General features: G+C 37.1%; 32 protein-coding genes and 2 tRNA genes. 17 read left to right on the plus strand and 17 right to left on the minus strand.

What is annotated here, in order from left to right:
* Positions 1–37: 37 nt before the first annotated feature.
* The gene (locus tag JO178_RS12090; protein WP_291935816.1) at positions 38–568 is read left to right on the plus strand and encodes a GNAT family protein; all 531 of its coding nucleotides are present in this window, start codon (positions 38–40) and stop codon (positions 566–568) included.
* A 138-nt stretch (positions 569–706) separates the two neighbouring features.
* On the opposite strand, the gene JO178_RS12095 is transcribed toward JO178_RS12090, so the two are convergent.
* Complete coding sequence (locus JO178_RS12095; protein WP_291935820.1) at positions 707–1,585, minus strand: cupin-like domain-containing protein; 879 nt, start codon at positions 1,583–1,585, stop codon at positions 707–709.
* Between the two features lie 131 nt (positions 1,586–1,716).
* Entirely contained in the window at positions 1,717–1,878 is a 162-nt protein-coding gene (locus tag JO178_RS12100; protein ID WP_291935823.1) for a hypothetical protein, read from the minus strand.
* A gap of 107 nt (positions 1,879–1,985) precedes the next feature.
* Between JO178_RS12100 and JO178_RS12105 the strand changes: the two genes are divergently transcribed.
* The 10 genes from JO178_RS12105 (at position 1,986) to JO178_RS12150 (ending at position 10,459) form a co-directional block, all read left to right on the plus strand.
* Complete coding sequence (locus JO178_RS12105) at positions 1,986–2,864, plus strand: bestrophin family ion channel (RefSeq protein WP_291935824.1); 879 nt, start codon at positions 1,986–1,988, stop codon at positions 2,862–2,864.
* A 158-nt stretch (positions 2,865–3,022) separates the two neighbouring features.
* The gene (locus tag JO178_RS12110) at positions 3,023–3,553 is read left to right on the plus strand and encodes an RNA methyltransferase (protein WP_291935827.1); all 531 of its coding nucleotides are present in this window, start codon (positions 3,023–3,025) and stop codon (positions 3,551–3,553) included.
* 187 nt (positions 3,554–3,740) lie between these two features.
* Positions 3,741–4,391 carry a CBS domain-containing protein gene (locus JO178_RS12115; RefSeq protein ID WP_291935830.1) on the plus strand — a complete coding sequence of 217 codons (651 nt, stop codon included), beginning with the start codon at positions 3,741–3,743 and terminating at the stop codon, positions 4,389–4,391.
* A gap of 1 nt (position 4,392) precedes the next feature.
* Positions 4,393–5,259, plus strand: a complete 867-nt coding sequence (locus JO178_RS12120; protein WP_291935833.1) for an NAD kinase — start codon at positions 4,393–4,395, stop codon at positions 5,257–5,259.
* A gap of 71 nt (positions 5,260–5,330) precedes the next feature.
* Complete coding sequence (gene fbaA, locus JO178_RS12125; RefSeq protein ID WP_291935836.1) at positions 5,331–6,401, plus strand: class II fructose-bisphosphate aldolase; 1,071 nt, start codon at positions 5,331–5,333, stop codon at positions 6,399–6,401.
* Between the two features lie 94 nt (positions 6,402–6,495).
* A complete protein-coding gene (accD, locus tag JO178_RS12130; RefSeq protein ID WP_291935838.1) occupies positions 6,496–7,350 on the plus strand; it encodes an acetyl-CoA carboxylase, carboxyltransferase subunit beta in 855 nt (284 codons plus the stop codon).
* Between the two features lie 54 nt (positions 7,351–7,404).
* Positions 7,405–7,914, plus strand: coding sequence for a hypothetical protein (locus JO178_RS12135; protein WP_291935841.1), 510 nt, complete (start codon positions 7,405–7,407; stop codon positions 7,912–7,914).
* Between the two features lie 331 nt (positions 7,915–8,245).
* Positions 8,246–9,649: a spore maturation protein gene (locus tag JO178_RS12140; protein WP_291935843.1), complete on the plus strand. Its 1,404-nt coding sequence runs from the start codon at positions 8,246–8,248 to the stop codon at positions 9,647–9,649.
* Complete coding sequence (locus JO178_RS12145) at positions 9,642–9,878, plus strand: four helix bundle protein (protein WP_291935846.1); 237 nt, start codon at positions 9,642–9,644, stop codon at positions 9,876–9,878. Before JO178_RS12140 ends, JO178_RS12145 begins: the two co-directional genes overlap by 8 nt.
* A gap of 188 nt (positions 9,879–10,066) precedes the next feature.
* The gene (locus JO178_RS12150; RefSeq protein ID WP_291935850.1) at positions 10,067–10,459 is read left to right on the plus strand and encodes a hypothetical protein; all 393 of its coding nucleotides are present in this window, start codon (positions 10,067–10,069) and stop codon (positions 10,457–10,459) included.
* Positions 10,460–10,576: 117 nt separating this feature from the next.
* Here the strand turns inward: JO178_RS12150 and JO178_RS12155 are convergent, their stop codons facing one another.
* From JO178_RS12155 to JO178_RS12170, 4 genes are all read right to left on the minus strand, one after another.
* A complete protein-coding gene (locus tag JO178_RS12155) occupies positions 10,577–11,464 on the minus strand; it encodes a ferric siderophore ABC transporter substrate-binding protein (RefSeq protein ID WP_291935853.1) in 888 nt (295 codons plus the stop codon).
* A 33-nt stretch (positions 11,465–11,497) separates the two neighbouring features.
* Positions 11,498–11,896, minus strand: coding sequence for a biopolymer transporter ExbD (locus tag JO178_RS12160; RefSeq protein WP_291935856.1), 399 nt, complete (start codon positions 11,894–11,896; stop codon positions 11,498–11,500).
* A gap of 10 nt (positions 11,897–11,906) precedes the next feature.
* On the minus strand, positions 11,907–12,611 hold the full coding sequence (locus JO178_RS12165; protein WP_291935860.1) for a MotA/TolQ/ExbB proton channel family protein: 705 nt from the start codon (positions 12,609–12,611) through the stop codon (positions 11,907–11,909).
* A 174-nt stretch (positions 12,612–12,785) separates the two neighbouring features.
* Positions 12,786–13,247 carry a hypothetical protein gene (locus JO178_RS12170; RefSeq protein WP_291935863.1) on the minus strand — a complete coding sequence of 154 codons (462 nt, stop codon included), beginning with the start codon at positions 13,245–13,247 and terminating at the stop codon, positions 12,786–12,788.
* A 168-nt stretch (positions 13,248–13,415) separates the two neighbouring features.
* Here JO178_RS12170 and JO178_RS12175 point away from each other — a divergent pair, with 168 nt between their 5' ends.
* On the plus strand, positions 13,416–15,212 hold the full coding sequence (locus tag JO178_RS12175) for a DUF885 domain-containing protein (RefSeq protein WP_291935874.1): 1,797 nt from the start codon (positions 13,416–13,418) through the stop codon (positions 15,210–15,212).
* An 87-nt stretch (positions 15,213–15,299) separates the two neighbouring features.
* Entirely contained in the window at positions 15,300–15,746 is a 447-nt protein-coding gene (locus tag JO178_RS12180; protein ID WP_291935877.1) for a DUF1572 family protein, read from the plus strand.
* A gap of 88 nt (positions 15,747–15,834) precedes the next feature.
* Here JO178_RS12180 and nth read toward each other — a convergent pair whose 3' ends face one another.
* On the minus strand, positions 15,835–16,455 hold the full coding sequence (gene nth / locus JO178_RS12185; protein ID WP_291935880.1) for an endonuclease III: 621 nt from the start codon (positions 16,453–16,455) through the stop codon (positions 15,835–15,837).
* Between the two features lie 33 nt (positions 16,456–16,488).
* Between nth and bcp the strand changes: the two genes are divergently transcribed.
* Positions 16,489–16,938: a thioredoxin-dependent thiol peroxidase gene (gene bcp / locus JO178_RS12190; protein ID WP_291935883.1), complete on the plus strand. Its 450-nt coding sequence runs from the start codon at positions 16,489–16,491 to the stop codon at positions 16,936–16,938.
* A gap of 64 nt (positions 16,939–17,002) precedes the next feature.
* On the opposite strand, the gene JO178_RS12195 is transcribed toward bcp, so the two are convergent.
* From JO178_RS12195 to JO178_RS12215, 5 genes are read right to left on the minus strand one after another with little or no spacing between them, the layout of a single operon-like run.
* Positions 17,003–17,536, minus strand: a complete 534-nt coding sequence (locus JO178_RS12195) for a GNAT family N-acetyltransferase (RefSeq protein WP_291935886.1) — start codon at positions 17,534–17,536, stop codon at positions 17,003–17,005.
* Positions 17,505–18,167 (minus strand): hypothetical protein, encoded by a 663-nt coding sequence (locus JO178_RS12200; protein ID WP_291935889.1) that lies wholly within the window; start codon positions 18,165–18,167, stop codon positions 17,505–17,507. Before JO178_RS12200 ends, JO178_RS12195 begins: the two co-directional genes overlap by 32 nt.
* A gap of 34 nt (positions 18,168–18,201) precedes the next feature.
* Positions 18,202–19,284 (minus strand): mannose-1-phosphate guanylyltransferase, encoded by a 1,083-nt coding sequence (locus JO178_RS12205; RefSeq protein WP_291935892.1) that lies wholly within the window; start codon positions 19,282–19,284, stop codon positions 18,202–18,204.
* A 2-nt stretch (positions 19,285–19,286) separates the two neighbouring features.
* Positions 19,287–19,877 carry a SprT-like domain-containing protein gene (locus JO178_RS12210; protein WP_291935896.1) on the minus strand — a complete coding sequence of 197 codons (591 nt, stop codon included), beginning with the start codon at positions 19,875–19,877 and terminating at the stop codon, positions 19,287–19,289.
* 1 nt (position 19,878) lies between these two features.
* Positions 19,879–21,201, minus strand: a complete 1,323-nt coding sequence (locus JO178_RS12215) for a TolC family protein (protein WP_291935903.1) — start codon at positions 21,199–21,201, stop codon at positions 19,879–19,881.
* Between the two features lie 96 nt (positions 21,202–21,297).
* Between JO178_RS12215 and JO178_RS12220 the strand changes: the two genes are divergently transcribed.
* From JO178_RS12220 to JO178_RS12230, 3 genes are all read left to right on the plus strand, one after another.
* Positions 21,298–22,542 (plus strand): folylpolyglutamate synthase/dihydrofolate synthase family protein, encoded by a 1,245-nt coding sequence (locus JO178_RS12220; protein ID WP_291935906.1) that lies wholly within the window; start codon positions 21,298–21,300, stop codon positions 22,540–22,542.
* A gap of 48 nt (positions 22,543–22,590) precedes the next feature.
* A tRNA-Val gene (locus tag JO178_RS12225) sits at positions 22,591–22,665 on the plus strand.
* Positions 22,666–22,698: 33 nt separating this feature from the next.
* Positions 22,699–22,773 (plus strand) — tRNA-Val (locus JO178_RS12230).
* A 95-nt stretch (positions 22,774–22,868) separates the two neighbouring features.
* Here JO178_RS12230 and JO178_RS12235 read toward each other — a convergent pair.
* The 5 genes from JO178_RS12235 to JO178_RS12255 all read right to left on the minus strand — a co-directional run bounded on the left by JO178_RS12235 (position 22,869) and on the right by JO178_RS12255 (position 26,693).
* Positions 22,869–23,756: a glycosyltransferase gene (locus JO178_RS12235; protein ID WP_291935908.1), complete on the minus strand. Its 888-nt coding sequence runs from the start codon at positions 23,754–23,756 to the stop codon at positions 22,869–22,871.
* Positions 23,757–23,760: 4 nt separating this feature from the next.
* Complete coding sequence (locus JO178_RS12240; RefSeq protein ID WP_291935911.1) at positions 23,761–24,726, minus strand: glycosyltransferase family 9 protein; 966 nt, start codon at positions 24,724–24,726, stop codon at positions 23,761–23,763.
* 2 nt (positions 24,727–24,728) lie between these two features.
* Positions 24,729–25,148, minus strand: coding sequence for a SufE family protein (locus JO178_RS12245; protein ID WP_291935913.1), 420 nt, complete (start codon positions 25,146–25,148; stop codon positions 24,729–24,731).
* A 226-nt stretch (positions 25,149–25,374) separates the two neighbouring features.
* Positions 25,375–26,469, minus strand: a complete 1,095-nt coding sequence (locus tag JO178_RS12250) for a glycosyltransferase family 4 protein (RefSeq protein ID WP_291935916.1) — start codon at positions 26,467–26,469, stop codon at positions 25,375–25,377.
* Positions 26,469–26,693: a uroporphyrinogen decarboxylase gene (locus tag JO178_RS12255; RefSeq protein WP_291935920.1), complete on the minus strand. Its 225-nt coding sequence runs from the start codon at positions 26,691–26,693 to the stop codon at positions 26,469–26,471. The genes JO178_RS12250 and JO178_RS12255 overlap by 1 nt, the downstream gene beginning before the upstream one ends.
* Positions 26,694–26,698: the final 5 nt, after the last annotated feature.

The raw sequence follows: 26,698 nt of genomic DNA on the forward strand, positions 1-26,698 counted from the left end.
CAGTAATTAATTGTATTTTCACCATAAAATACAACCCATGCAATTTCCTGTTTTAGAGACTGAAAGACTTATTTTACGACAGCTTACCCTTCAGGATACCCAGGACCTGTTCGAATATTTTTCTCTGGATGAGGTAATGGAATATTATGATCTGGCTCCCTTTAAAACATTAGAGGATGCCCAGCAAATCATTCAGCACTTCAACAGTGAATTTGAAAAAGGAAAAGGCTTCCGATGGGCTCTCGAGTTAAAATCCAACGGTAAGGTAATTGGCACCTGCGGATATCACAACTGGTACCGGGAACATTTCAGAGCAGAAATAGGCTATGAACTGAACCCCATATTTTGGAAACAGTCTTTCATGAAGGAAGCCATTCTCCCTATTTTAACTTTTGGGTTTGAAAGCATGAGGCTACACCGGGTAGATGCCTTTACAGACCCGTCTAATATTGCCTCCGAAAAACTTTTACTTTCTATCAGCTTTAAGGAAGAAGGAGTCCTCAGAGATTATTTTTTTGAAAAAGGAAAATTCGTAGATGCAAAAATCTTCGGATTGATTAATAAATAACACCCATTTTAAGGCCGGGACCCAGAAGCAGGAAGTACTATTCGTCAATAGACTTCTGACCATTATTTGATGAAAATGAGGATTAAAATAGAGTTTAGGATATACTTTACCCTACAGAACACCCATCTTCCTGCTTATCTATTTCTCAGTTTTCAAATGTCTTTCCAAAGCTTCGGAACTTTTCTTATGTGCCCACTTCTGCTTGTAATTCACCCATCTGGCTTTAAATAATTTACGCATCAGCTTATCTGTATACCTCATGATAAAAACATGATACAACATATTGGCAAATACTTTCGGCTTATCTGGAAGAGCTCTCAATGACAGAGAAAACCCAGGTTCAAGGTATCGGTTAAAATGCCAGAAGGCCCCGGGAATAAAAAGCGCATCCCCGTGTTCCATAAAAATCTCATACCCTTTCGCATATTGTAATGCCGGAAACTTCTCATAGTCAGGATGCTCATAATCCAGATCATAAACCGTATGGACAGATAACGGAACTTTGTACAAAAAAGCAGATTGTTTCTGATCAAAAAGCAAAATTCTCTTTTTGCCTTCAAAGTGAATATGCATAAAATCCCCTAAATCTACATCATAATGCATAAGCACATGTGCCTCGCTTCCTCCAAAAAATAAAGTAGGAAGCCGTTTAAAAAATTTTATTCCCAAATCAGGATAAGTAAAGTTTTTTAACAGCTCAGGAAGCCTGTCTGTAATGATATAAAAAAAAATCCGCAGATCTGAGGGCCTGCTTTTTATCGTATCGATATAATCCTTCATCTTCATATGAGTTGCCGGTGCATCCGAACTTTTAGAAGCATCAGCTGGTTTATTATCATATAACGGAACATCCTGATCACCTGCTTTTTCACGGATATAAGCCAGGTTCCAAAGGTCAAAGGCATCCCACCGGCTGGCAAAATTCTTGATCAGAAGCGGCTTTTGCTTTTTAAAATAATTCTTCTGAAAATCTTCTTTACTGATATCATTAACTGTATCTACGTTTACGAGGATCATGTATTTTGTATTTAATGCGAAATAAAAATACTGTTTTTTTGAAACTTGTAAAAATTTTTAAAAACAGCAAGACAACAGATAAAAGCGATTATTTATGACGCAAATATCTCCCCTTTCCAATTACACACAGATCAACCCAATATATACAGCAGGAATGAAATGATTCCACCCAAAATAATGATGACACAACCTTGCGGTTCGGAATATCTTTTTCCTCTACCACGGGAATTCACATAATGACCGCTTACCCAGGTTCCGTTTTTCTTAAAATGTCCTTTTCTGTAATAACCCATATTTATTTTTTGAACAAAATAAAAGGGGTTTACATAATAAATTTTACGGGTTCCCATAAAACGGTGCTAAATGAAAATAAATTATATTTGTGTTATTAAGCACATGTATGAGAGTCTACAATACGAAACATTTCATCAAAATCCTTTTCAGTTTACATAAAAGTGATACCTTAAAAATTCTTTTCCCGAGCATGATCCTTGTAGGCTTATACTCCTGGGGAATACAATATTTAGAAGTAGGATATCTGCATCTGACGACAAAATCAGGAATCAGCAATGTCGGGATGATCCATTCTTTGCTGGGGTTTGTATTGTCTCTACTGTTGGTTTTCAGGACGAATACGGCTTATGACAGATGGTGGGAAGGAAGAAAGCTCTGGGGGAAACTGGTCAATGATACCCGAAACTTTGCGATAAAAATCAATACCATCCTGGAAAATGACAGGCAGGATGCGGAACAGATCTCGAGATATTTAAAATTTTTTCCTCATTTTTTAGCCAAACATCTTTCTAAAGAATCTACAAGGCTCGCTTTGGATGAAGATTATTCTGAAATTGAAAAGTCATTAAAAAATCACGGTCCCAGCGAAATCATTATTCTTTTAAGCCATAAACTGCACCAGCTCAAAAAAGAGGGGAAAATATCAGAGATTGAAATGCTTTATCTGGATACTCAGCTTTCCGGTTTTCTGGAAATATGTGGCGGTTGTGAAAGAATCAAAAACACCCCGATTCCTTATTCCTATTCTTCATTCATCAAAAAGTTTATCATTCTTTACGTATTTGCACTTCCGATTGCTTATGTCATTACCATAGGTCTTTTTATGATTCCGCTTACCGTTTTTGTGTATTATGTTCTGATGAGTCTTGAACTGATTGCTGAAGAGATTGAGGATCCGTTCAACAATGATGAAAATGATATTCCCATGGAAACCATTGCCCAAAATATTGAGAAAAATGTTCATCAGATTATGGGTAAAAAATAAAAAGACAGGATAAATTGTTTTTTTCTCCCCATATTTTTGAACCCCAAAAACTATTTTACTATTTTTGAATTACGATACAGTGACCCGCCTGATCTTACTTAAAGGAATAAGAACATAGGCTGTAAAACTGAAAATTAATATCAACAAATAAGATACAATTGGTACAGAAACTAAAACTGGAAGAGCTTAACAGGATTGATGTCGAAACATTCAAGAAGGTTGAAAAAATTCCACTGGTTATCATTTTAGATAATGTCAGAAGCATGCATAATGTAGGAGCTGCATTCAGAACGGCAGACGCTTTTTTGATTGAAAAAATAATTCTTTGCGGAATTACACCGCAGCCGCCACACCGTGAGATTCATAAAGCGGCATTGGGAGCAACCGAAAGTGTAGACTGGTCTCACGAGGAAGATATCAATACAGCCATTGCTGATCTGAAAAGCAGAGCGTATGAAGTAATCGGGATTGAACAGACAACCGACAGCCGGATGATCACGGATTTTACTATTGATCCGTCAAAAAAATATGCCCTGGTTTTAGGAAATGAAGTAGAGGGAATCAGTGATGAAGCATTACCTAATATTGACGTTTTCCTGGAAATTCCACAACTGGGAACAAAGCATTCTCTGAATGTAAGTGTTTGCGGAGGAATTGTCATGTGGGAATTCGCCAAAGCCCTAAAATAAAAAAACTGCATATGTCCTTAGTAGACAGTGCAGTTTGAAATAAATCTAATAAAAAGTAAAAATGAAAGGCGACAAAGGTACCTTTTTTTTCTATACAAACAAATTTTGACGGCACTTTTTTTGATAGATCTTAAAAAAAGTAGGCTTTTCAGAAAAAGTTTCATTTAATTTTTTATAAATTAGCACAATGTTTATCAAGGACTATATCTCAAAAGACTTCCCGTGTTTTAGCCTTTCTGATTCCATAGAGTCAGCAAGAAATACATTAGAAGATTTTGGATATTCCCATGTTTTCATCAAAAAATCCCATCATTTTTACGGAGCCATTGCCAAAGACTTTCTCTACGAAGGTGAAGGTACGCTGAAAGACCTTGAACATCAGATTGAGCGTTTTGCCATTCTGGAAGACAATAATGTTATGGACAGCATCCGCTTATTTTATACATTCAGCTGCAATGTGATCCCGGTAATCAATAAGGGGGAAAAATATCTGGGTTATATTACCTGTGAAGATATTTTTCAGGATCTTTCCCGCTATCCGTTATTTTCGGAAACCGGAGCTATTCTTACCATAGAAACCCCTTCCAGAAAATATTCCATGACGGAGATTGCCAATATTGTAGAAAGCAATAATTCTAAATTTTATGGGGGATTTATAAGCTTTATGTCTGATGAGGTAATTCACGTTACCATAAAGATCAGCAATGAAAATCTGGCCTCGATAGATTCAACTTTTGACCGATACGATTACAGAATTGTTGAAAAATATTATTCTGATGAAAAAACTGATCTGTTTAAAGACCGATTTGGTTTTTTCCAAAAATTCATAGAAATATAACATGAAGGCAGCCATATATTCTCAGAAAAAAGATCTTGATACTTTTTTATATTTAAGCAAGTTTATCTCTGAGCTTGAAAGCAGAGGTGTAAAATCCGTTCTGTATGATGAAATGGCTGAAGCACTTCAGTTTTCAAAAATCTTCGAGACATTTAACTCTAAAAAAGACCTTTTAGACAAAGAAGTGGATCTTTTCTTCACTTTTGGCGGAGACGGAACCATTGTCAATTCATTGACTTTTATTGAAGACCTTGAAATCCCCGTTGTAGGGGTAAACACCGGAAGACTGGGTTTTCTGGCTTTCTTTACTAAAGAAGAAGCATTCAAAGAACTGGATTCTATTTTAAAAGGAGATGTAAAAACCAGCCGCCGTTCCGTTATTGAAGTTGTTTCCCCGGATCTGGAAGGCTCTTTTCCTTATGCATTAAACGATGTGACGGTTTCCAGAAAGGAGACTACTTCGATGATTACCGTGGACTCTTACATCAATAATGAATTTCTGAATGTATTCTGGGGAGACGGAGTGATCATCTCAACACCAACCGGCTCTACAGCCTATTCACTGAGTTGTGGCGGACCCATTATTTCCCCGAATAACGAAAATTTTGTCATCACCCCTATCGCTCCTCACAATCTGAATGTGAGACCTTTAGTCGTGAATGATAAAGTAGAAATCAAATTCAGAGTGGAAAGCCGTGTACCCCAATACTCCCTTTCTCTTGATTCCCGACTCATCCACATTGAAACCGACAAGGAAATCATCATTAAAAAGGCAAGTTTTCAGCTTCTTCTGGTACAGCCTAATAATTTAAGTTTCTACGAAACCATTCGTCAGAAGCTACTTTGGGGAAGAGACAAAAGAAATTAGTAATTTCCTAAAAATGATTACCTTTACACGAAAATAAAAACACCTAATAAATTTATAATAAAAAGTAAAACATGAGCAGAATTTTTCCGGCAGGAGTTGCCACAGGTCAGTTAGTTACTGATATTTTTCAGTATGCTAAAGAAAATAAATTTGCATTACCTGCAGTAAACGTAATTGGATCAAGCAACATCAACGCTACAATGGAAACTGCAGCGAAATTAAATTCTCCTGTAATTATCCAGTTTTCAAATGGTGGAGCATCTTTCAATGCAGGGAAAGGATTAAGCAATGACGGACAAAAGTCTGCAATCTTAGGAGCTATCGCAGGAGCAAAACATATTCACACTCTTGCAGAAGCTTACGGAGCAACTGTAATTCTTCACACAGACCACTGTGCAAAGAAATTGCTTCCTTGGATCGACGGATTAATGGATGCTAACGAAGAGTTTTTCAAGCAAACAGGAAAATCACTATACTCTTCTCACATGTTGGACCTTTCTGAAGAACCTCTGGAAGAAAACCTTGAGATTTCAGCTCAATATTTCGAAAGAATGGCAAAACTTCAGATGACCCTTGAAGTGGAAATCGGAGTGACAGGTGGTGAAGAAGATGGTGTAGACAACTCAGACGTTGACAACTCTAAATTATATACCCAGCCGGAAGATGTAGCTTATACTTATGAAAAGTTAAAAGCTATTTCTGACAACTTTACCATTGCAGCTGCATTCGGTAACGTACACGGAGTTTACAAGCCAGGAAATGTGGTTCTTACCCCGAAAATCCTTGACAATTCACAGAAATATGTGCAGGAAAAATTCGGAACGGCGGCTAAGCCGATCAACTTTGTATTCCATGGTGGTTCAGGATCTACTTTAGAAGAGATCAGAGAAGCCATCGACTACGGAGTCATTAAAATGAATATCGATACTGACCTTCAGTTTGCCTATACAGAAGGCATCAGAGATTATATGGTGAATAATATTGATTATTTAAGAGCTCAAATCGGAAACCCTGAAGGAGAAGAAAAACCGAACAAAAAATTCTATGACCCAAGAGCTTGGGTAAGAAAAGGTGAGGAAACATTCTCTACAAGATTGGTGCAGGCATTTGAAGATTTAAATAACGTAAATACTTTAAAATAAATTTGTAAAAACTAAAATGTATAAAGTACAGCTTATCAAACGGCTCCTCTTTATACATTTTACATTATACTTTGTACATTAATACTAATACAAAATGGCATTCGACTGGTTTAAAAGAAAAGCAAAAAACATTACTACCTCTACTGATGAAAAAAAGGACGTTCCCAAAGGCCTTTGGCATCAGACTCCATCTGGAAAAGTAGTGGAACACGATGAACTGAAGAGAAATAATTATGTTTCTCCTGAAGACGGATTTCATGTAAGAATAGGAAGTGCGGAATTTTTTGACATCCTTTTTGACGAAGGTAAATTTACCGAACTGGATGCCAATGTTGAAAGTATTGATATCTTAAACTTCAAGGATACAAAACCTTATAAAGACCGTTTAAAAGAAGTAAAAGCTAAAACAAAACTTACAGACTCCATCAGAAATGCAGTAGGTACGGTAAAAGGTACTGAAATGGTAGTTTCATGTATGGATTTTGCTTTTATCGGTGGATCTTTAGGTTCCGTAATGGGTGAAAAAATCAGAAGAGCAGTAGATTACTGTATCAAACATAAACTTCCTTACATGATCATCTGTCAGTCTGGAGGAGCAAGAATGCAGGAAGCTACCTATTCTCTGATGCAGCTGGCTAAAGTTCAGGCTAAGCTTGCCCAGCTTTCAGAAGCAGGACTTTTATATATCGCTTACCTTTGCGACCCTACTTTTGGAGGAATTACAGCATCTTTTGCGATGACCGCTGATATTATTATGGCAGAACCGGGAGCTCTGATCGGATTTGCAGGGCCAAGAGTAATCCGTGAAACCATCGGAAGAGACTTACCTGAAGGATTCCAGACATCGGAATTCTTACAGGAAAAAGGATTTGTAGATTTCATTGTAAAAAGAACTGAAATTCAGAATACTATTGCAAAAACAGTTAATTTATTAACAGTAAAAGCATAGTCACTGTAACAAAAACAATACAGTCTCTCTCTAATTAGGGAGAGATTTTTATTTATGAGGACTTTTAAGATATTTTTCAACACCATCCGGAGTATGAGTTTAAAAAAGATAATCCGTCTTTTATCGCTTATTCTCCCCCATCCTCTTTTTGCCCTGCTCAGTTTTCATGCCACTGTTAAGGCGTTTACCATCGCGCAGGCCAAATTTCCCGAAACAGCATCTAATAACGGAATAGGAAATGCCTTCAGACATGCGCTCTGGTGTTGTTTTATCCTGATGTACTGCTGTAAGGTATCTTCTCCTAAAAAGGCTCTTGATTTCTGTAAAAGAATGACTGACATGCATGAAGAATTGTTTCCCAATAAACCTCTGGAAACAAAAATGGATCTTCACAACAACAAATTCGGAATGGATTATTTCATGGAACTTCTTCCGGGAATTCATCGCCAGTTTTTTGAGAAAAGTTTCTTCGTAGACGGTCTGATCAAAAAAATGGATGAAGCCAAGGTCCTGAAAAGTCTTGATGATGATTTTGAAGGTCATCTGGTTTATCTTGAAGAGTAATTTTTTTGTTTCATACGCAAAGGGATCATAAATCCTTATGCATATTTCCGGTCGCAAAGGCACTTCGTTCAGCAAGGATCTCTACCTTATGAGCTCTGCTAAGTACTAACGCCGCAGCGATCGTAAAATTTTTACTCCCAGATAAAATCTTAGCCAACCTCGCATTACAATAACCCAGCATACAAAAGGCTGAAATCAAATATTTTAAAAAAACTTAAATGCTCTTTTCGGCCACATGACTGAAACTTTCTATAAACTTCGTTGTTTAATTCTTTTGTGACTTTTGTGGTTTAAAGTATTTTTGATAAGTTTAAACAATTAAATCAATCAGATGGTTCTCAGCAGAATTTGGTCGGCTTTTATTATCATTGCCATTACCATTGCCAGTATAAAATATATTTCATCGTACAACTACAAAACCATTTTCAATGATATGGTCGTTGGAAAAAGCGGTGATACGATACAGATTGCATCTCAGAAGATGAATGCTCTCTCTCCTGTTGTCAGAGGCAACCTGATGAAGAAAAATGATTTTGCGGACAGCAGAATTCACTACAAAACAGATTCCTTACAACAAGAAGTTAAAGTCTATCGCGTGCAGGAAGCAGACGGAGTCATAGGGACTTCCGAAACAGCAGTAAAAATCTGCCTGGGACTGATTGGAATCATGACGTTGTTTATGGGCTTTATGAGCATTGCCGAAAAAGCAGGCGGAATCAATCTTTTGAGCCGCTTTATACAACCGTTTTTTTCAAAATTATTCCCCGATATTCCTAAAAACCATCCGGCTTTCGGACATATGCTGATGAATTTCAGCGCCAATCTGTTAGGCCTTGATAATGCCGCCACTCCGTTTGGACTGAAGGCAATGGAAAGCCTGCAGAGCCTAAATCCCAACAAAGATACAGCCAGCAATTCGCAGATCATGTTTCTCTGTTTACATGCCGGAGGAATGACCCTGATTCCGGTTTCCATTATTGCAATCAGAGCATCCATGGGTTCAAAAACTCCCACAGACATATTCCTTCCCTGCATGATTGCTACTTTTGCCGCCACACTTGCGGCGATGATCATTGTATCTTTATATCAGAAAATCAATCTGCTGCGTCCGGTTGTCATCGCATATGTAGGTGGTATTTCAGCCATTATAGGCCTTCTTGTACTCTATCTTGTACAATTGAGTAAAGATGAACTGGATGATTTCAGCAAAGTACTGAGTAACGGTCTTATACTGTTTATTTTCCTCGCTATTGTACTGGGAGCTCTCTATAAAAAAATTAACGTTTTTGATGCCTTTATTGAAGGAGCAAAAGAAGGCTTTACTACCTGTGTGAAAATTATTCCTTATCTGGTAGGAATGCTGATAGCCATCTCTCTATTAAGAACTTCAGGTGTTTTTGATGTCATCATTGACGGCATGAAATGGCTCGCTAATGTAGTCCATCTGGATCCCCGTTTTGTGGACGGACTTCCTACCGCCCTGATCAAACCCCTGTCCGGCTCCGGAGCAAGAGGAATGATGGTAGATACGATGAAAACTTTCGGCCCTGACAGTTTTCAGGGGCATCTTTCCGCCGTCCTTCAGGGAAGTTCAGATACGACGTTTTATGTGATTGCGGTATATTTTGGTGCCATAGCTGTAAAGAATACAAGATACACGGTAATTGCCATGCTTCTGGCCGATTTGGTAGGAGTTATTACCTCAATTGCGCTAGCCTATCTATTTTTTGCCTAAGATAGTTACTAGTTTCTTTATCATTAATGAGTTACGAAAAACCTATATTGATAATATTGCTTTTGAGCTGTTTATTGAAGCACATACGCTTTCACTCCAACTGCCAGATTATGAATTATATAAATCGGGTAGCCAGTTGAGACGACTTGCCGATTCCGTTGTTACAAACATTACAGAAGGCTATGGAATAAAAAATTACAAAGGTGATTTTATCAGGTTTCTTACTTAGTCTCAGGCAAGTTGTGATGAAACAGTTTGTCACTTATCAAAAAACCAATGCCTTTATCCGGGTTTAAGTCCAGATTTTAAAGAAAAATCAGAACAATATAGACTCTTAGGAGGAAAAATCAATACCTTTATAAAATACGTCCAATTGAACTGGAGCACATAACCCAGACCATCAACAAAATTACCATTATGATAACAGATAAAGAATTTACGTTAAGACTTATCAGACAGCTTTCCCAGGCCCTGGAAAAGCTGATTCTGGACAAACCCGAGGAAAGTTTAATGCAAAAAGAACTGGATTTTGATACCCTGATGCGGGACATTTTCAAGATGAATTTCACAGAAGTAGCAGCAATGACTCCGGAAGAGATGATTGCTCTTGTCAATGAAAGACAGGAAAGAGACCGTAAAGATTATTATGAAATGCTGGGAAATCTTTTCTACTTTAAGAGCAGAGAAGAACAGAATAAAGACTTCCAGAATAAAGCAAAGACATTCTACGAGCTCTATCTTCAGACCAGCGGTATTTTTGCCCTTCCGGTTATCAACAGAATTAATGAATTAAAAAAAGCACTTGAATAAAGTGCTTTTTTATATAGATGTGTTTTAACCTTATTGTAGTAACTCCGAAAAGTCTTTATAATGATAACAGCAGTTGCTTTCGGGCAAACCTGTAGATTCTTTCCTCCGAAATAAAAGTTAGAATGTAATTTTATAAGTTCCTGTGGAAGATGTATTGGCTTTCTCCGCTTTTACATATTTCTTAACCCAGGCAACTGAGGTGGAAGATACACAAGGGTCTGAAATTCCTCCCGCTCTTCTTGCAGAAACTACATTTCCGGCTTTATCCACCGTATAGGCAACGGTGATAGATCCGCTGGCTGTACAACTGTGAGAAGGCTGAGCCCCTCCTCTTCCCATCGTTCCCGGAATATATCCTACCAGTTTTCGGTCAATTCCTACTTTACTATCTCCGTTTCCGTCTCCGCCTAAAGGATCTCCTGCGTTGCCGATTCCTTCGCCTGTTCCCTGGCTTCCGGCTTTTGTGCCTCTTCCTTTAATCAGGTTTCCGATGGCTGCATTTCCTTTTCCGTCACCATTTCCTGTTTTGGAATTGGCCGTGGCTGCTCCTGATTTTTTAGTATTCTTGGAAGCACTGGTACTGGTGGCTTCCTTTTTTTCTACTTTTTTTGATTCCTCTTTTTTAGGAACCGTATTTTTTGATTTATCTCCAGTAATAATCTTTTCCTTAGCCTCTGTTTTTTTGGGCACAGGAACGGGTACCGGTTCTGGTTTTACAACAGTTTTAGTTTCAGGAACCGGCGTTTCTGCAGGCTCAGGAGTGACCTCTTCTGTAGCAGCCTGACTTCCCGGTTGTTCTGCAGGCTCTTCAATCCCTTTTCCGTTTCTGTTGTCTCCGAAATTCACAAGCATTGTTGTCACGATTTCCGGTTCCTTATCCAGTTCAGGTTTTAATTTATATAAAAAAACAAAAAGCAAAACGGCAGCCCAGATAAGGACAGAAAGCAACGCGCTTTTTACCCTGTCTTTATTTTCCTCGTTTTTATTGGCAGTATAGCTTCTCATCTTACAATAATTCTTTCCGGTGATTCGGGTGTATTATTTATCTTTAACTGTTGCAATAGCAATATTAAATTTATGTTTTTCAGCAATTTCCATCACAAAAACAACATCTTTATGCAATGTGTTTTCATCAGCTCTGATCGTGAACGATTTATTGGTCTGATTCGCCAGTTTATCAACAATAATCTGCTCCAGTTCGCCTTTATTGGCAGGATTATCATCTACATAAAATGAACCATCCGGCTTAATACTTACCGTTAAAGGATTCGGAATATTATCGTCGACAGCTCCGGCTTTCGGCAGATTCACATCAATGGCACTTTGATTGGCAGCCGAAGAGGTGATCATAAAGAATATCAGCATCAACAGGATAACATCTGTCATCGCTGCTAAACTGAATTCCGGGTTCGCTTTATTTCTTCTTTGAATTTTCATTGCAAGAAAATTATAACGGTTTATTGATAAGATCTAAAAATTCTCCGGACATGTTCTGTGCTTTCAACACAAACTTATCAATCCTTGTCAAAAGGATGTTATAACAGAAGTTTGCAGGAATAGCTACTGCCAGACCTACAGCTGTTTGCCCTAAAGCGGTATAAATACCTTCTGAAAGAGTTTTAGGAGAAAAAGATCCTGTAGCATGTGATAAATTAAAGAAAGCAATAATCATCCCGATTACCGTCCCTAAAAGCCCTAACATCGGGGCAATACTTGGAACTACAGCCAAAAGGTTAAGGTTTTTTTCCATATTGGCAACTTCCACCTGTGCCTGTGCCTCCATTGCACTTACAATATCAGAAACAGGACGTCCCAGTCTTGAAATTCCTTTTTCAAGAATTCTCCCTTCCGGGGAATTTTGTGTCTTACAGTAATCTGCTGCTGCTTCTATCTTTCCTTCTTTAATAAAGTCTTCAATATTATTCATAAAATTGGAATCCGTCTTGGATGTCAGCCTTTTAATAAAGAAAAATCTTTCAAAAAACAGATATAGAGAAAATACACCCAGGAGCAACACGGTTACCATCACTATTTTAGCGAAAGCTCCTCCGTGGAACATAATCTTCCAAAATGAAAATTCTAAATTGTCTGTAGCAACTGCAGGTGTAGCGATTTGAGCAAATAAAATCTGAGTAAGTTCCGTTAACAGCATTAATGTGAATTTTTATAAAAATTTAACGACAAATGTAGTGGAATATTATTAATTGATATCTTAAAAATTGCTTAAAAACAACTTAAAATATGTTATTTAATATAAACAGCAAATTTCTTTCCAAAAGAAATTTTGAAAAGAAATTTGAGATAAAAAGAATAAGTAGCGACTTTTTTAGTCTTCGTCTACCTCAATATCATCTTGCTTAAACTCACATTTTAGCCTAAAAGGAATCGGTGTATCTGACCCTGTATAGAAATCGTCGATGGTTCCCTTCCAGATGACCTGAAGCTCACCGTCTTCGTTTTTCTCAAAAAGAAGCTCATTATCGTAAATATAGGCCTCTTCATCATCGAAGAGATCTACTTCCGTATAAGTTTCCTCATCAGAATCACTGATTTTAATTGTTTGGCCTTCTATTTCGGAAGAATCAATCGGAAAATCGAAAACTTCCAGCGAAAGCTGTGGAAAGTTGTACTGTAATGAATCATCATCTACGTGATCCAAACTGTCATCCGTTATAACTTCAACCTCTAAAAAATGTTGCTGGTTGCTGTAGACTGCTTTACAATAAGTATTTCTGATATTGTATTTTAAAGTCTCGTCCGGATGGTAAATTTTTAAAATCCCTTTCATTTTTTCTTAAAAAAGAACTGTAATAATATGATTGTTAAACGTTTTAGACAAAGATAAAAAATTGATTCAAAGTTAAAAGGATTTTGAAAATAAATTTTCAAAATCAAATCAGATGATGAGTCTGAATCCTCTAATAATACTTACTTTTGTTTTATAAAGATTCTGAAAATGAAAAACATTTTATCAAAAAGTATTTTAGGTCTGGGACTGCTGATCAGCCTTGCCTCGTGCAGGAAATCTGATTCTCCTCTTACAAAAGTGACCCCTACCAATCTGGATTCTATTGCATCCAATTATTATGAACAGTATCTTAAATTATACCCTTTAGATGCTACTTCTCAGGGAGATACAAGATACAATGACCAGCTTCCTATTAATATTGATAAAGATTTCATCTCAGGAGAAATTGCTTTTTACAATTCAGTACAGAAACAGCTGGAACATGTTGACTACAAAAGTCTTTCCGATGAAAATAAAGTGGTGTATGATGTATTGGACTATACTTTAAAAGATAAAATCGAAGCATATGCCTATCACCCGGAATACATCCCTTTCACTCAGTTTGGGGGACTTCCGTTAAGTTTTCCTCTGTACGGAAGCGGTGAAGGAAGCCAGCCTTTCAAAACAGAAAAAGATTACAATGACTGGCTGAAAAGAATGGAAAAGTTTCCGGACTGGATGAATGCGGCTGCAGAAAATTTCCGCGAGGGAATCAATAATAAAATTGTTCTTCCTAAAAAACTGGTGGTTAAAATGATTCCACAGCTGAAAGCTGAGGAAATCATCACAACCGATATGGAAAAAAATATCTTTTACGGGCCTATCAGAAAATTCCCGAAAAATTTTACTCAGAATCAAAAAGATAAGTTTTCAGAACTTTATAAAGAAGCGATTATCAAAAAAATTATTCCTGCTTATACCAAAATGGGTACTTTCCTTGAGAAAGAATATTTACCAAAAGCGAGGGATACCGATGGCTACAACAGCCTTCCTAACGGGAATGAAATTTATACGTACTATGTAAAAAGCTGGACAACAACCAAGAAATCTCCTGAAGAAATTAATAAAATCGGACAGCAGCAGGTGGCTATGCTTCGTGCTGAAATGGAAAAAGTAAAGCAACAGGTGGGCTTTAAAGGAACACTGGAAGAATTCATCACGTTTGTGAAAACCGACCCTAAAGCAATGCCTTACAAAACTTCTAAAGATGTTTTAAACGGATTCAATGCTATTCTGACTAAAATTACCCCGAAGCTGAAAACGATGTTTAATGTAACCCCGAAAACAAAGTTTGAAATCAGACAGACGGAAAAATTCAGAGAAGCAAGTGCAAGTGCAGAATATATTCCCGGAACACCAGACGGTAAGAGACCCGGAATTTTCTACGTTCCTCTTCCCGATCCTACAAAATTCAATGTAACTTCAGGAATGGAATCCCTTTTTCTTCACGAAGCTATTCCGGGACATCATTATCAGGTTTCCCTACAGCAGGAAAACACTTCTCTCCCCAAATTCATGAGATTCGGATGGTTTGGAGCCTATGGAGAAGGGTGGGCTCATTATTGTGAAACATTAGGCCCTGAGTTCGGACTTTATACAGACCCTTATCAGAAAATGGGCTATTTAAGTGATCAGATGCTGAGAGCAGTGAGACTGGTAGTAGATACAGGAATTCATACCGGAAAAATGACCCGCGAGGAAGCCATTAAATACTTCCTCAGCAATATCTCTTATGACGAAGGAGCTGCTACAGCAGAAGTAGAAAGATATATGGCTATGCCGGGACAGGCCTTAGGATATAAAATCGGTTCTTTACGAATCCGTGAACTCAGAGAAAAATACCAGAAAGAACTGGGAACGAAGTTTAATCTGGCAAGCTTCCATGATGAAGTATTAAGCCAGGGATGCCTCCCTCTGGATGTTCTGAACAGAAAAATGGAGCTTTGGGCCCAAAAACAAAAATAGTTATTTGACAAATAAAAGGTACTGAACAACAAACAGTACCTTTTTTAAGCTTAGCAAATTTTAATAATCATCTATAAAATAAAACCCATGATCACAGAAAGTCTGAAATCTCTTTACAACAGAGATTTAAATAAGCTGAAAACGGAGCTAGTATCCTATCAGAATGAAGAAAACATCTGGAAAACGGATAAAAACATCAGTAATTCCGCGGGAAATCTGTGTCTTCACCTTGTGGGAAACCTCAGTCATTTTATTGGAGCAGAGCTGGGGAAAACAGGATACATCAGACAAAGAGAGCTTGAATTTTCACTGAAAGACATTCCGAGAGCCGAACTTATCACAAAAGTTGAAGACACAGCTGCAATGATCGATACGGTACTCTCTCAACTATCTGAAGATGATCTGAAGAAAGAATACCCGCTCGTTGTTTTTGAAGACAAGATGACCACAGATTATTTCCTGATTCATCTTCTTGCCCATCTGGACTATCATTTGGGGCAGATCAATTACCACAGAAGGCTGCTGGATCTGTAATCACGATTCAGTTACTCCGCCTTTTTTTCGCACAAAACCTCTTCCCCTTCAAAGAAGGGGAATTTTGTCTGGTATAAAAACAAGGATTCTACTTGTCGAACATCATTTTAGTGATAAAATCTTTATCTCCTTTTCCTCTTGCCGGGGAATATTCTCTTCCGTAGAAAATAATCTGAAGATGGAGCTTATTCCATACCTCTTCAGGAAACAGCTTTTTGGCGTCGCGTTCTGTTTCTACAACATTTTTTCCTGAGGTCAGCTTCCATTGTGTCATGAGACGGTGAATATGGGTATCTACCGGAAAAGCCGGAAAGCCAAATCCCTGACTCATCACTACAGAGGCGGTTTTATGCCCTACCCCTGGAAGCGCTTCCAATTCTTCATAAGTCTGCGGAACAATACCGTCATGTCTCTCTAATAAAAGCTCGGCCATTTTTTTCAGGTTTTTAGCTTTGGTATTGGAGAGCCCTATTTCTTTGATCAGCTCTTTGATTTCAAATTCTTCCAGTTTTGCCATTCTTTGTGGAGTTCCTGCAACAGCAAAGAGATCGGGCGTTACCTGATTCACCTTTTTATCTGTAGTCTGCGCAGAAAGCGCTACAGCTACCATTAATGTATACGGATCCGTATGATCCAGCGGAATGGGTGTTGTAGGATACAGCTTATCCAATTCTATCTGAACGAGCTCAGCTCTTTGTTTTTTTGTCATGTAACCCTTAAATTTGAACAAAATTAATTTATTATGTTGAAAGTTGGAGACAAATTGCCTGAATTTGAAGGGCACAATCAAGACGAAAAAACAGTAACCTCATCAAAATTAATCGGAAAAAAGCTGGTTGTTTTCTTTTATCCGCAAGCGAATACTCCGACATGTACTGTGGAAGCCTGTAATCTGAGTGACAATTATGCCCGGCTTAAAAAAGCGGGGTTTCAGTTATTGGGGATTAGCGGAGATTCTGTAAAAAAACAGAAAAATTTCCACAGTAAATTTGCTTTTCCATATGATCTTATTGCTGATGAAAACCATGATATTATCGAAAAATTCGGGGTTTGGCAAGAGAAAAAGACTTTTGGGAAAACCTATATGGGGATTGTAAGAACAACCTTTATTTTTGATGAAAACGGCATTTGCACAAGAGTTATTGAAAAAGTAACTTCAAAAACAGCTGCTGAACAGATCTTGGAAGGATAATTTTAATACTAATAAAAAGAAAAATCCACAAATAGACTTTGTGGATTTTTTATCGTGTTTGGCTTTATTCTGTTTCGTAATAGTTGAGCTCTTCTGTTTCACCGGGAAGTGTAACATATTTTTTAAACTTCAGTCCTAATTTCTCTATCAGTTTTTGTGAAGAAAGGTTGTCTTTTGAGATAATGGCCGATATTTTCGAAAGCCCAAATTCGTCCATACCAATAGATTTTACCTTTTGAGCGCCTTCATAAGCATATCCTTTACCTTCAAATTCTTCCAGGAGAGAATAGCCTATATCTACAATATCCAATCCTTCTCTTTCAAATATCCCAACCGCACCTATTTTCTGATGTCCTTCTTTTGTAATGAGCACATAGTTCCCGTATTTCAATCTTTCAAGTTGTGGTAAGAATCTGTTTTGGATATAGTTTTCAGCGTCTTCAACCGTCTTAATTCCACGGTCACCTATATACTGAATGAATTTTGGAGAAGTGTAAAGTTCAAAAATCAAATCTTTGTCTTCAAGAGAAACGGGACGAATGATTAATCGCTCTGTTTCATACAATTTACCTGCGTCTGGTTGTTTTTTTAGGCTCATCTTTTGGTTCTTCTTTTTTCTCGATCTTTAAAAGACGGGGGTTATTAGCACATTTTTTATTGTAAAGCTCAATATAGGTTCCGTTATCTTTTACCTGACTTACGGCTCCTGTTGCCTTATTTATTGTTAACGTATAGTGAGTTTTCTGATAAGGACATTCTTTCGAGGTTACCTTACCCAGATCAAGATAGTAATTCGATTGATCTTCATGATAGTTACCTGCCAGATCCTTGAACTCTTCATCTACCATATATCCGTCTGCTGCCAATACCACGGCTGCTTCCTGAGCATTGTCTATTTTACCTACAAACGTTTTTAGTTCTCCAGCATTGGTTATATAGCCTATTTTTCCGGCTTTGGAATAAGCAATATAATAAAAGCTGTCTTCATCAGGAAATAAATTGAATCCGGAAAACTGAGGGCTATAGTTTATCTTCCCGCCGGATGTTTTTATTTCCTCCCCTTTTCCATAGTTGTTATAAACCAGCACCCATGAATCTGTTTTATCATTAGGTTCAATCTGCTTTAAAATATTCGGAATGCTTGAAAACTTTTTTTTCTCCTGAGAGTATCCTAAGAATCCCAGAAGTAAAAACGTAAGCATTGTAAATCGGGTTGCAACTTTTATCATAGCTCAAAAATCAGCAGAAAATATACCAAAATATTTACATAAACTTCTCTCCTTTCTTGAAGCTCTTTAAATCAAGCACATAATCTTTGATCAGCTGATCATTATCTCTCGGGCAGATCAGAAGAGCTTTATCCGTATCTACAACAATATAATTTTCAAGCCCGTCGATGATTACCGCTTTATTATTATTTTTTAAACGGATGATATTTCCGTTAGAATTATAAGTAAGCAAGTGTTTCAGTTTTACAGCATTCCCGTTTTCATCTTTTTCAGTATTCTCATATACCGATGTCCAGGTGCCTAAATCACTCCAGCCCAAATCAGACGGAATAACATATACATTCTTTGCTTTTTCTAAAATTCCGTTATCTATTGATATTTTCTGTACTTTAGGGTAAATGGTTTCTATGCAGCTGTGTTCTTTTTCAGAATTATATTCACAGGCCATAAAGTGCTGCATCATCTCAGGAAGATATAATTCAAAGGCATGGTGGATGCTTTTTATATTCCAGATAAATATTCCTGCATTCCAGAGGAAGTCTCCGCTTTCTAAGAAGCTCTGAGCAATTTCAAGAATAGGTTTTTCGGTAAATGTCTTTACCTTAAAGTATTCCGATCCTTTCTTTTCTACAAACTGAATATACCCGTATCCGGTATCAGGTCTTGTGGGTGTAATCCCCAAGGTCACCAGATAGTCATGTTTAGATGCCAGATCGAAGGCTAGTTCCACTTTTTCCAGAAATACATCTTCCTTCAGAATCAGATGATCTGCCGGAAGAACAATCATGGTAGCATCAGGATTAATTTCAGCAATTTTATTAGCCATATACAGATTGCAGGCCGCTGTATTTTTCATCAGAGGTTCTCCCACAATGTTCTCTTCAGGAACCTCAGGAAGCTGCTGATGAGAAAGCGCAACATATTCTTTATTCGTAATAACGAATATGTGTTCTTTAGGAATTATCTTACTGATTCTGTCATAAGTCTGCTGAATCATAGTACGGCCAACTCCTAAAATATCCTGAAACTGTTTTGGAAATTTTTGTGTACTCATTGGCCAGAACCGGCTACCGATTCCTCCCGCCATTATCACACAGTATCTATCTGATTTTAACATTCTTAGCTACATTTTTCTACCCTTGCTAAAGGCTTGAAAGAATACTTCCTCCCAGTAGCCAGGTTCTTACAAAGATAGTTCTTTTTAACCAGACCTTCTAATAAATACTTTTCGTTGCGATAGATAAAGAATTCTCCTTTCTTAAGCTGTTCAATAAATTGAAGACTATCATCTTGTTTCTCAGTATGAAAATACCTAACAAGATCCGGGCTCGCCATAAAATTTGCTTTGGGTGACTTTGAAAATTTCACAATAATAGGCTTCAGGTCTTCATCATACACTTCAAGACTTTCAAGAAGCATATTTCTGAAAGTTTCTTTCCACTCGTTTCCGTGTGGCGAGATCCTTCTTCCATATTTTTCAAAAGCAATTAAATGGGCCAGTTCATGAGTCAGCACAAAGAAAAACAGCTGGGGAGTAAGGGTGGAATTTACTGTAATTTCATGGGAATTATCCGGAAGCTTTCTATAATCTCCCAGTTTAGAATTCCTGTTTCGGGTAACTTTTATATGAATAAAATAATCTGAAAACCAGATTCTTAAATATTTAAGTGTATTTTTTGGTAAATATTTTTCTAATGATTGAATAGACATCTTACAAACTTAATGGAATTCCTGCATAGAAATTCAACAGCTTAAGACTAAAAAGATAATTATATTTCGCCTGTGCTACCGATCCCTGTGCATTTGCATAATTATTTCTTGCAACATTAGCATCATAAATAGTTGTTCGTCCTGCAGCATAGCTCTTATCCGCAAAATCAAGAGCCAACTTCGAACTCTTCTCCGCTTCTACAGCTGCCAGGTAAGTTTCATAGTTTGCATCAGCGTCAAACTGAGCTTTCTGTATATTTTGTCTTATCGTTTGCTTCTGCTGTTCCAACGCATTTTTAGCAAGACTTTCGTTTATTTTAGATTGTTCTACCTGTAATTTTGTTTTTCCTTTATTGAAGATAGGAACGTTAAGTGTTATCCCTACATTTTGTCCAAACTGATCTTTATACTGTTGAAAAAAACCTCCCTGCACAACACCCGGCAGAACATTAAACTGATTATTATAGAAAGTGTTAAGACCAGCACTAGCTGTCAATGTAGGCCAGAATGCTGTTTTGCTTACTTCAGTTTGTGCTTCTGCAGATCTTATTCTGCTTTCCGCCGCTTTTATCTGAGGTTGTATTTCATATGCCGTTGCAAGTACTTCATCCGCGGTGGTAAGCTGTAATTCAAGCTTTTCCGGAACATTTACATCTTCCACATCAAACCCCTTATAATCTGACAGTTGTAAAAGCTGAGCAATGGCAAACAAAGCACGTCCAACATTTACTTCTGCTGTTTTAAGATTTTGTTTTTCTCTCGCCAGCGCAGCTTCAGCCTCAGCAAGAACTGTCTGAGCGGTTGTTCCTACCTGCGTTGTTATCTTAGCTCTGTCATACTGTTTCTGAGCATTTTCTACGGCACTCTGAGAGATTTTAACAATCTCTTTGTTCAGAAGAGCTGTAAGATATTGTTGAGCAATCTGAAGAGAAATATCATTTTTAATGGTTTCAATGTCGTACTGGCTTGCTTCTACATCAAACTGAGCTTTTCTTATATTCTTTTCTAATCTTCCATTATTATAAAGCAAAATATCGGCTCCCAGCCCCACGCTGTTGTTGAATCTGTCATTTCTATAACTTCCTGCTCCTAGTGATCCCTGTCCGAAACTCACTCCATTTGTAATACTCCCCGATACGGAAGGTAAATATTCTTTTTTGGCTGATTTAAGATTGTATTCCTGATTCTGTTTGTTATATTGATTTTGGATAACCTGAAGATTATGCTCCACTGCATAGCTTACACATTCTTTTAAGGACCATTTCTTTTGGGCATTTAATCCCAAATAACCTAATCCAAAAACGATAATCCAAATTTTTTTCATGTTAAGATTTTTCCCTATTAGACGAACTAAATATAAAAAAGTTACACATTGAAAAAAAATGTTTCATTTTAATAAAACTTTTGAGAATTTTGTATCATGACAAATGAACAATATCAGGAAGCTATAGACTGGCTTTTCGTACAGATGCCCAACTATCAGATAGATGGACAAAAAGCTTACAAACCCGGGCTTGATAATATTACCAGGCTTTGTGCCTTTTTTGGAAATCCTCAGGAAAAGATAAAATGCATCCACATCGGAGGAACCAACGGAAAAGGATCTTCAAGTAATATGCTGGCCTCTGTGCTTCAGGAAGAGGGATATAAAACAGGTTTATATAATTCTCCACACCTTATTGACTTTACAGAACGTATTAAAGTAAACGGAGAAAACTGTAATAAAGAATTTGTCTTTGAGTTTATCCTGAAACTTAAACAGCTGCCTGAAGACATCCGCCCTTCTTTTTTTGAATTTACAACGATCATGGCTTTTGAATATTTTGCTCAGCAGGGAGTAGATTTTGCCATTATTGAGGTAGGTCTGGGTGGAAGACTGGACTCTACCAATATTATTACGCCTTTAATTTCTGCGATTACCAATGTTCAGCTGGATCATCAGAATATTTTAGGAGATACTATTGAAGAAATAGCAAGAGAAAAAGCAGGAATCGTTAAAAAGAATATCCCCGTTATTTCCGGTGATGAAAATGAAGCGGTAAAAAATATCATTAAAGCAAAAGCAACACAGGAAAATGCTCCTTTTATAGATGCCACACAGATTCATACAGACCTTTCTTCGGATTTAAAAGGAAATTATCAGAAGAAGAATATTCGGGTAGTATGGGCAATGGTTGCAGAATTAAGAAAGCAGGGTATTCTTATTTCAGATGAGGCACTTGAAAAAGGCTTACTCAATGTTCATCAAAATACAGGATTTATTGGAAGATGGTTTGAGTTTTCAAATCACCCGCTTACCATTTGTGATACGGGACACAATCAGGCCGGTTTAGAATATGTTTTTTCCCAACTAAACTCTATCGACAGGCATAAGCATGTCATTTTGGGATTTGTGAATGATAAAAAAATAGACGAAGTCATGGATTTGCTTCCTGAAAATTCTGAGTTTTATTTTGCAAAACCTTCTATTAACAGGGGAAGACATCCTGAGGATTATGAAAATCTGCTTCGGGAGGCAAAAATTTTTTATAAAATTTTCAATTCCGTCCAGGAAGCGTATCTCTCTGCAAAAGAGCAATGTACAAATGAAGAAATGATTTTTATTGGCGGAAGCAACTTTGTTGTTGGAGAATTTTTAGAAAAAAATTTGGAGATTCACAAATAAGTTGTATATTTGCACCACTCTAAACGAGGAAACAACAACAAGTCTAGAGGGTTCTTAGCTCAGTTGGTTCAGAGCATCTGGTTTACACCCAGAGGGTCGGGGGTTCGAATCCCTCAGGACCCACAGAAAAGGAAACGAAACCTTTCAAAAAAATTCGGGTTCTTAGCTCAGTTGGTTCAGAGCATCTGGTTTACACCCAGAGGGTCGGGGGTTCGAATCCCTCAGGACCCACAAAAATCTCTCAAGAAATTGAGAGATTTTTTTATTTCATATACCTTTCAGTCTATTGAAGATTAATCAATAGAGCATACAATACCCCGATAGGGTTATTGATTCATTTTCCCGGCCAGAATGCCCAGTTTATAAAAATCAAAATACCTTATATCAGGATTTTCCGAAAGAAGGTTTTTCTTAATTTTATTTTCAAATATTCCATAAAAAAACAGGAATAGCCAAATCAGCTTTAATTGCTTTAATTTCACCGCAACCCTATACACCTTTACTTTTCTTATGAAAGGCTTATTTTCCGGTCTTTCTGAAAGCTTCCATAATGATTTCATCCCTATTTCGATCTTTTTTAAAAAAACGTCATTGCCGGTATCATCAAAATGGATAACGGGATTATTAATGGCTAAAAATTTTACTTTATTCAGTTCAAGAAGCTGTGCAAAAACAAAATCTTCATAGCCATAATCTGTCAGTTCTTCATTAAAAGGGAATTTTTCAAAAACAGTTCTTCTGATGACAAAATTGACGGTTTTAAATAATGAAAAATCCGCAGACCGGGCCCCTGAAAAGATCTCTCTTTCCAGCGAGTATTTATTCCGAAGTGTAGAGGCGTATTCATGAGCTATTTTAAAATTTCCGTATATCAGTTCCAGATCGGGTTGTTTTTTTATTTCACATAAATAGCTCTGAAGGAATTTTCCGCTGTCTATTTTAACATCACAATCCAGGAAAAGAAGATATTTTCCCTGTGAATATTTTAAAAAAAGATTACGAATTTTGGAACGTCCCGCATTTTTTTCGAGAAAAATGAAATTCTGAACATCATCCTGAAGCTGATTATTGATCTGCTTATAAGAGTCATTAGAAGCATCATCAATTAAGATGATTTCAGCATCAATAGCATAGGTCTCAATTTCTTTTTTCAAATCAAAAACCAGCTCACGGACATCAAAATTAAATACGGGAATACAGACTGAAAGTTCCATTTCCTTAGATTTTTTCAATAACTTTCCGGATATCAAACTCCTCAAGACAGGCCCAGTCTCCTCTGTAACATTCTTTGTCTCCAAATACAGAGCAGGGCCTGCAGGTAAGATCTTTCACCTGAATAACATCATTTTCACTTTGCCCGAAACCTAAAAACCCGGCATAAGGATGAGTTGCCCCCCATATGGATATACATCTCGTTCCCACAAGGCTGGCCAGGTGCATATTGGCAGAATCCATTGAAATCATTAGTTCTAATCCCGAAATCCTGTTAAGTTCTTCCGTGAGGCTTAGCTTTCCCGAAAGACTTTTGGTATTTGGAATCTGACTCTCCCACTGCTCAAGGGTTTCCGTTTCTTTTTTGCCGCCTCCGAAAAAATAGACGGTATGCTTCTGTGCCAGAATTCTGGCTAATTCGAAAGACTTCTCCAAAGGAAGCATTTTCCCTTTATGCTGAGCAAAAGGAGCAAAACCAATTCCTGATTTAGGTCCTGAAAATGGTCTTAGCTTTTGAGAAAGTTCAACATTGAAGCCCATTTCTCTGAAGACATCAGCGTAGCGTTCTACTGTTTTTTTCAACTGAACTTTATTGAGATTCCATACATTGGTAAGATTCTCTTTTTCTTCTTTCCCTTTATCTATTTTAAAAACCTTTAATCCTTTCCTTCTATAAATCTTGTCCAGAATCTTTGTTCTGATCACATCATGAAGATTGGCAACAAAATCCGGATTATAGGTTCTGATTAATTCATTTCCCAGTCTTCTTATGCCAAAAATTCCTTTATAATCATCCAGATCGATTCCTTTGAATATCAGATTCGGAATACCCGCAAACAGAGCTTCAAAATTCTTTCTGGAAACCATGACAATCTCCACATCGGGATTCTGCTCCAAAAACTCTCTGAAAACAGGAACAGTCATGGCAACATCTCCAAATGCAGAAAAACGATATGCTAAAATTCTTGTCACAATTATGATTTCAGTTGATAAGCAACCGCGTAAAATTTAATTTGTTTGGTCATCGCCATCAGACCGTTAGCTCTGGATGGAGAAAGAAACTCCTGCAACCCGATTTCTGAAATAAATTCAAAATCTGAATCCAGAATTTCCTGTGTAGAATGACCGCTATAAATGCTTACTAAAAGTGAAACAATTCCTTTGGGTAAAATTCCGTCAGAATCTGCATTAAAGAAAAGCTTTCCGTCTTTAAACTCAGCATCAATCCATACTTTACTCTGACAGCCTTTAATCAGGTTTTCTTCCGTTTTTTTATCTTCAGAAAGCCCTTTCAGCTCTTTTCCAAGGTCGATAATGTATTCATATTTCTGCTCCCAGTCGTCAAGAAATGCAAATTCTTCAATTATTTCCTGCTGTTTTTCCTTAATGGTCATTTTAAAAAAATTTCTTTGTGCAAAGATAATTAATTTTAGACTTTTAATTTTTATTTCAGGTTTCATTATATCATTATCAACAAAATACAACCTGTTAACACTAAAGATATAAAAAAATAATAAAAATAATTTAAACATTTACAATACATAAATGGTTTTCCCTGGTCAAAAATGATTTTGACGCATTGTTTTAACCTTTATATTTTAGCTTATATAAATGAAAAATTTATTGATATACTTTTTGAACAAACTCCAGTAATTTGACTTCTTCGTTTTCCCAGCAATATACTTTGGAAGCATTCTCCAGCTCCTCCCGGTAACCGGTTCTGCCTTTGGCCAATACTTTTTGAACAGCTGCCGAAATTGTTTCCGGGCGATGGTCCGCAATAATCTCACCTATATCAAAATGGCTTTTAATACGCTTCATTTCAGGAAAATCAGACAGTATTAAAGGGACTCTTGCCTGAATACAATCCAGAACCTTATTAGGCAAAGAATACAGATAACTTTCTCCCCCGTTTTCCTCAATACTCATTCCACAGTCTGCCGTTATCGTTATATTTCTTAGATTCTCGGGAATCAGTTTGCCTAAAAACTGAACTTTATGCTGAAGGTTTTCTTCAGTTACCAGCCTTTCATACTCTGCTTTCATCGGCCCGTCTCCTGCTATTTTTAAAATAACACCATCGAGATGATGCATGGCAAGAATTACTTTATCGATCCCGCGAAAAGGATTAATGGCTCCCTGATATAAAAGGATCTTCGGATCATTATCGGATATCTTTCCCGAAAAATTTAATCTGCGTGGTGCATTCTGTATTACTACAGGATTTATTCCGTACTTCTTCTGAAACCATTTTGCATAGCTTCCGCTTGCCGTGATCATATTTCCAAGCTTAGGAATAATGGTCTTTTCGACGTGTCTCCATATTTTTTGTGACATTTTGCCCTGAATTGCAGGCATTTCTGAAAAAATTTCATGACTGTCAAAAATCAACGGAATATTTAATTTCTGAGCAATAAGATAATTAGGATATAATGCATCTACATCATTGGCATACAAGGCAGTATGCTGATCTGCTTTTTTCTTTAATTTCTGATACAGCTTCCAGTTAAATTCAAAATACGCTGTCTTCAAACTTTTTGAAGCAAGATGAATTCTGGAAAAGGGATAGGGACGTTCCATTTTACCGGCTCCGTTCCAGTCATTTCCTATCAGTTCTATCTGATACCCGTTTTCATATAAAGTGCGGCATACTTTCTCTATACGCTGATCTGTATATAAATTACTGAAGGCAGATATAATGATTTTTTTCTTCATCAAGCTTTTTTTCCGAACAATAAATGATAGATCTGAATAAAACAAATAAGTCCGTTGGGAATGATAACCGGCCAAAGCATACCGTTAAAGAAACCATAAATGACAAAACAAATACAGCCAATCATATTAACCACTCTGATTTTTCTTACATCTTTCAGTATGAAACTCAATACGATAAAAACTGAGGCAGAGTATCCAATATACGTAGTAATTTCGGGATTCATGGGGA

Source organism: Chryseobacterium sp., from assembly GCF_019236175.1.
GTDB lineage: Bacteria > Bacteroidota > Bacteroidia > Flavobacteriales > Weeksellaceae > Chryseobacterium.